At 41.1% G+C, this 3,719-nt stretch carries 7 protein-coding genes; 2 read left to right on the top strand and 5 right to left on the bottom strand.

Going from position 1 to position 3,719, the window contains the following annotated elements; genetic code table 11:
* From OKC24_RS19135 to OKC24_RS19155, 5 genes are all read right to left on the bottom strand, one after another.
* Positions 1 to 922, bottom strand: a 922-nt coding sequence (locus OKC24_RS19135) for a hypothetical protein (RefSeq protein WP_265466230.1), incomplete at its 3' end; no start/stop codon positions are given.
* Between the two features lies 1 nt (position 923).
* Positions 924 to 1,250, bottom strand: coding sequence for a hypothetical protein (locus OKC24_RS19140; protein ID WP_265466231.1), 327 nt, complete (start codon positions 1,248 to 1,250; stop codon positions 924 to 926).
* A complete protein-coding gene (locus tag OKC24_RS19145; protein WP_265466232.1) occupies positions 1,247 to 1,606 on the bottom strand; it encodes a hypothetical protein in 360 nt (119 codons plus the stop codon). Before OKC24_RS19145 ends, OKC24_RS19140 begins: the two co-directional genes overlap by 4 nt.
* Positions 1,607 to 1,666: 60 nt before the next feature.
* Positions 1,667 to 2,023 (bottom strand): helix-turn-helix domain-containing protein, encoded by a 357-nt coding sequence (locus tag OKC24_RS19150; protein WP_265466233.1) that lies wholly within the window; start codon positions 2,021 to 2,023, stop codon positions 1,667 to 1,669.
* Between the two features lie 9 nt (positions 2,024 to 2,032).
* Positions 2,033 to 2,221, bottom strand: a complete 189-nt coding sequence (locus tag OKC24_RS19155) for a hypothetical protein (protein ID WP_265466234.1) — start codon at positions 2,219 to 2,221, stop codon at positions 2,033 to 2,035.
* Between the two features lie 102 nt (positions 2,222 to 2,323).
* Here OKC24_RS19155 and OKC24_RS19160 point away from each other — a divergent pair, with 102 nt between their 5' ends.
* Positions 2,324 to 3,052 (top strand): S24 family peptidase, encoded by a 729-nt coding sequence (locus tag OKC24_RS19160; protein WP_265466235.1) that lies wholly within the window; start codon positions 2,324 to 2,326, stop codon positions 3,050 to 3,052.
* 34 nt (positions 3,053 to 3,086) lie between these two features.
* Positions 3,087 to 3,386 (top strand): hypothetical protein, encoded by a 300-nt coding sequence (locus tag OKC24_RS19165; RefSeq protein WP_265466236.1) that lies wholly within the window; start codon positions 3,087 to 3,089, stop codon positions 3,384 to 3,386.
* Positions 3,387 to 3,719: the final 333 nt, after the last annotated feature.

Below are 3,719 nucleotides of genomic sequence, written 5' to 3' on the forward strand. Positions count from 1 at the left end.
GATTACCCTTGATTGCTGTTTTCAGGGAAATATCTGATTTCTCAATCCCCCATTCTTTAAAATCATCATGGATGGTCTTGAGTGCATTTTTGGTTAGTGCTGATTTTTTGTATTCAGAACGGTTGGTGACAAACTGTTCCCAAAGATTTGGCGTGCAGAGTTTTTGGATATTGGTTTTGGTTAAATCCATAACTTCTTCAAAAGATAATTTACGAGTTTTCTCTTTGCGCTCTGCTGCAGATTTTGCTTTCTGCTCAGCTTCCAATTTTTGCTGATCAAGAAGATCCTGTTTTTTGATTTCTTGGTATTCAAAGAAATTAACCTGCAGAGGATTTTTATCCCGAAGGGTATTATTTAAATATCTAAAAGAATCTATAAAAAGAAACTCTATTGATGCACCACTAGTCGAAGCGCATTCCGCACCACTAGTCGAAGCGGACTGCATCACTAATCGAAGCGCATCAGTAATCGAAGCGCTTCGATTACTGATGCGCAGTGCTTTAATTACTGAAGCGTCAAGCTGCTCAAAATACTCAACAAGAGAAACCTCGTTGATCTGATATTTATTCCCAAGCTTGTTGTTTTTCTCAACTACAGCAACCACCCCAAACCAGACTAATTCCTTAATTCCGGATGTAACTGTTCCGGAGCTGAGCTTGTTTGAGCCTTTGAGTTTTCCACCCTGGATTTGCCGATGCGAGATGTGGTCGGATGACTTATTAAAGCCGTTTGTGTACCCCATAATCGCTGAGTAGACGTTTTTAGCAGCATCACTTAAGAATGGCTCCACCTCGGAATGGTAAAGCCTGCTTTTCATGATAAAGCCCTTAGAGAGCTGATCTGACATTGCTTTCCGCTCGTTTTTAGGAAATTGAACCACCTCTCCTGCGGGCTGAGATGGTATTTGTGCCAAATTACTCACATCAACCTCCCAGCTTCACTAAACCGCGCTTTTCCAGCTGGCGGATAATTCGAGGCTCGACAAATTCGTTGTTGATTTTGTAACGTGTGCGCGATTTTTCTTTGACCTGAAATAGCTTGCTGCCATCTTGCATTAGACGGCGGATGGTTATGGCCTGCCCCCCCATCTTGGTCGTATGTTCCAGTACAAAATATGCTTCTTGCGCTTCAATGGCCTCATTCATTTTTGATAAAGGCATTGCGGCAAGTTCTTTTGCCGTGTAAATACGCACAGGCTCAAGCAATGGTATTGCTGTTTCAACTGGCATTTGAGATTGGGTTGATTTCATGACACCTCTCCCAAACTTTGCTCAGTCAGTGTTAAACGGCGCTTAGCATTCAGCTCCGCAACCCGCGCATGACGCACTAAGTGGCCCAAAGCAAAGTTTCTGTTCCCATCCAGCAGCACGCTATCCCCTTGCACTTTATGGACAGCCATTAAGCGGTCTGTTTTGGATTCATCTACAAACACAACCATGTCACCAGCTAGGAAATCTTCCGCAGTTTTCACATAGGCATCGTCAGGCGCTAAACCCAAATCAAACTCGCGCTTATCCAGCTGCTCAATCAAACATTGAGCGCACTGCTCATCTTTGAAATTGCTGCACTTGTTAGCGCATGGGTGTTGTGTTAAATTTGTACTCATATTCAAAGTCCTGATATGTTTTGAATTAAAACCGCTTCAGTTCGCCCTGCTAGCGGTTTTTTAATATCCAAGTTTTTCTTTCTGCCCGCTGATTTCGTCATGAAATAAATCATCGACCGTATCAATTCGACTCATCCAGCTCTTTGACATCACCAAAAGTGCTTCAACTCTTGATTTATCAATGCTCTGATATTCTTTGGGCACAATCTTCAAACCAAGACAGCTCAATAACTCGCAAAACGTTTCAATTTCAGTCAAGTCATTGTTTTTTCTTTCAGTTTTCATTCTTGACAGAGTGCTTGGATCAACACCAAGCTGTTCTGCCAATTCACTTTGTTTGCTATTCGCAAGGGCTTGCAAGATGCGAGAAATACTATTTCTGGCGCTTGCAGACGGTTCAATTGATACTTTGCTCATAGTGGTTCCTTAAACGCCTAAAGCTTGCATATCAGCTTTTAATTCACCATTAGTTAAAACTTGGAAAGCGGCTTGGGTTCGAGGTGGGATGCCATTCTTTTTCCAAAAATAAATAGTGCATCTTGGTCTTTTTAGTTTTTTGGATAAATCAGCATCACTTTTTGCCTGATAGAAGGCTTTTAAATCATCAATATTCACTTTATTAACCTGAACATATTGTTTATCTAAGTAAACTATATGTTTATGACAAAGTCAATATAGGTGTTTATTATTTTAAACAATATGTAGGGTTATAAACTTATGAGCAGTACAGCAGATAGAATTTTGCGCAGAATGGCAGAACTAGGCCTAAAGCATAAAGATTTAGTGAGCACAACAGGTGCCAGTAAGGGGGCTGTATCTCATTGGTTAAGTGGACTAAACACACCATCAGGAGAAAGATTGCTCACATTAGCAAGGTTGCTAAAAACGACTCCTGATTGGATCTTAACCGGGGTGCAGGTTCCTGAAAAAAGCAATGCAGATATAGCTCAAATGGAAGTGGGTATATATCAGGATGGTGATCCAGTTCCAGATGGGTATGTTGCTATTGATTATTATGATGATGTGTTTGTTAGTGCGGGAAATGGCTATTTAAACCTAGAAAAGCCAAGTAATAATAAGATGTTATTCCCTGTTGACTTAATCAGGGAGTGTAATGTTGAGCCGTCCACTACCAAAGTAATTCATGTCCGTGGGGAAAGCATGTTCCCAAAATTAAAGGATGGGCAAGCCATATCAATTGATATGTCTGCTAGAACTATTTATGACGGTGAGATTTATGCTTTTCAGGTTGGGGATGACACTAAAATTAAATACCTATTCAACTGGAACGAACAAGGCAAAGGTGGGTTCAAGGCTGTCTCAGCAAATTCTGATAAAAACCAATTCCCTGACGAGTACTATCCACCCAGCAGGATTGAATCAGAAGGCGTATCTATATTGGGTCAATACTGGTGGAAACAGGTCGTGAAACGTATTCGACGCTAACACAAGATATTCTTCAAATAAAAAAGAGAACGTAATGATTGCAACACTTAATAAATCTAAAACTGCGCTAACAATCAACCGTCAAGAATTTAAATTAGCGCTGGGTAAAATCGGTGATGGCATTGATAAACAAATAGCCGCGCTTAAGAAAGCAAAACAAAGCTATGACGCCGCGGAAATGGCGCGTGAGGTCATCAGTGAGGCGAATATCTTTGAAGCGATTATAGAGGGCTTTAACGAAGCGGAAGAGACCAATCTAAAGCTGGCTGACATAACCAATCTGGATGCAGCACAAGGCTGGGTGGATGAGTTTCTAGAAAAGTTTTCACAATGATTAAGCCTAAATATTTAAAAATGGGTGCCCTATCCTTGGCTGTCGCCCTTATGTGGATGCTGGTGTTGAAATGAAACAAAACCCTCGAATTTGAGGGTGTNTCTGGATGCAGCACAAGGCTGGGTGGATGAGTTTCTAGAAAAGTTTTCACAATGATTAAGCCTAAATATTTAAAAATGGGTGCCCTATCCTTGGCTGTCGCCCTTATGTGGATGCTGGTGTTGAAATGAAACAAAACCCTCGAATTTGAGGGTGTTAAAACTGCGAACCCGACGCAGCCTAGATCGAGTGGAGAGTAAAGTGAAAAATACAAGAACCAATATGCTTTTGATT

Origin of the sequence: Acinetobacter entericus, from assembly GCF_026168575.1 — a bacterium.
Classification (GTDB): Bacteria; Pseudomonadota; Gammaproteobacteria; order Pseudomonadales; family Moraxellaceae; genus Acinetobacter; species Acinetobacter bouvetii.

Bases quoted from the DNA above. Each gene is read 5' to 3' on its own strand.
- OKC24_RS19140 (WP_265466231.1), bottom strand. From the start codon at position 1,250: ATGAAATCAACCCAATCTCAAATGCCAGTTGAAACAGCAATACCATTG.
- OKC24_RS19145 (WP_265466232.1), bottom strand. From the start codon at position 1,606: ATGAGTACAAATTTAACACAACACCCATGCGCTAACAAGTGCAGCAAT.
- OKC24_RS19150 (WP_265466233.1), bottom strand. From the start codon at position 2,023: ATGAGCAAAGTATCAATTGAACCGTCTGCAAGCGCCAGAAATAGTATT.
- OKC24_RS19160 (WP_265466235.1), top strand. From the start codon at position 2,324: ATGAGCAGTACAGCAGATAGAATTTTGCGCAGAATGGCAGAACTAGGC.
- OKC24_RS19165 (WP_265466236.1), top strand. From the start codon at position 3,087: ATGATTGCAACACTTAATAAATCTAAAACTGCGCTAACAATCAACCGT.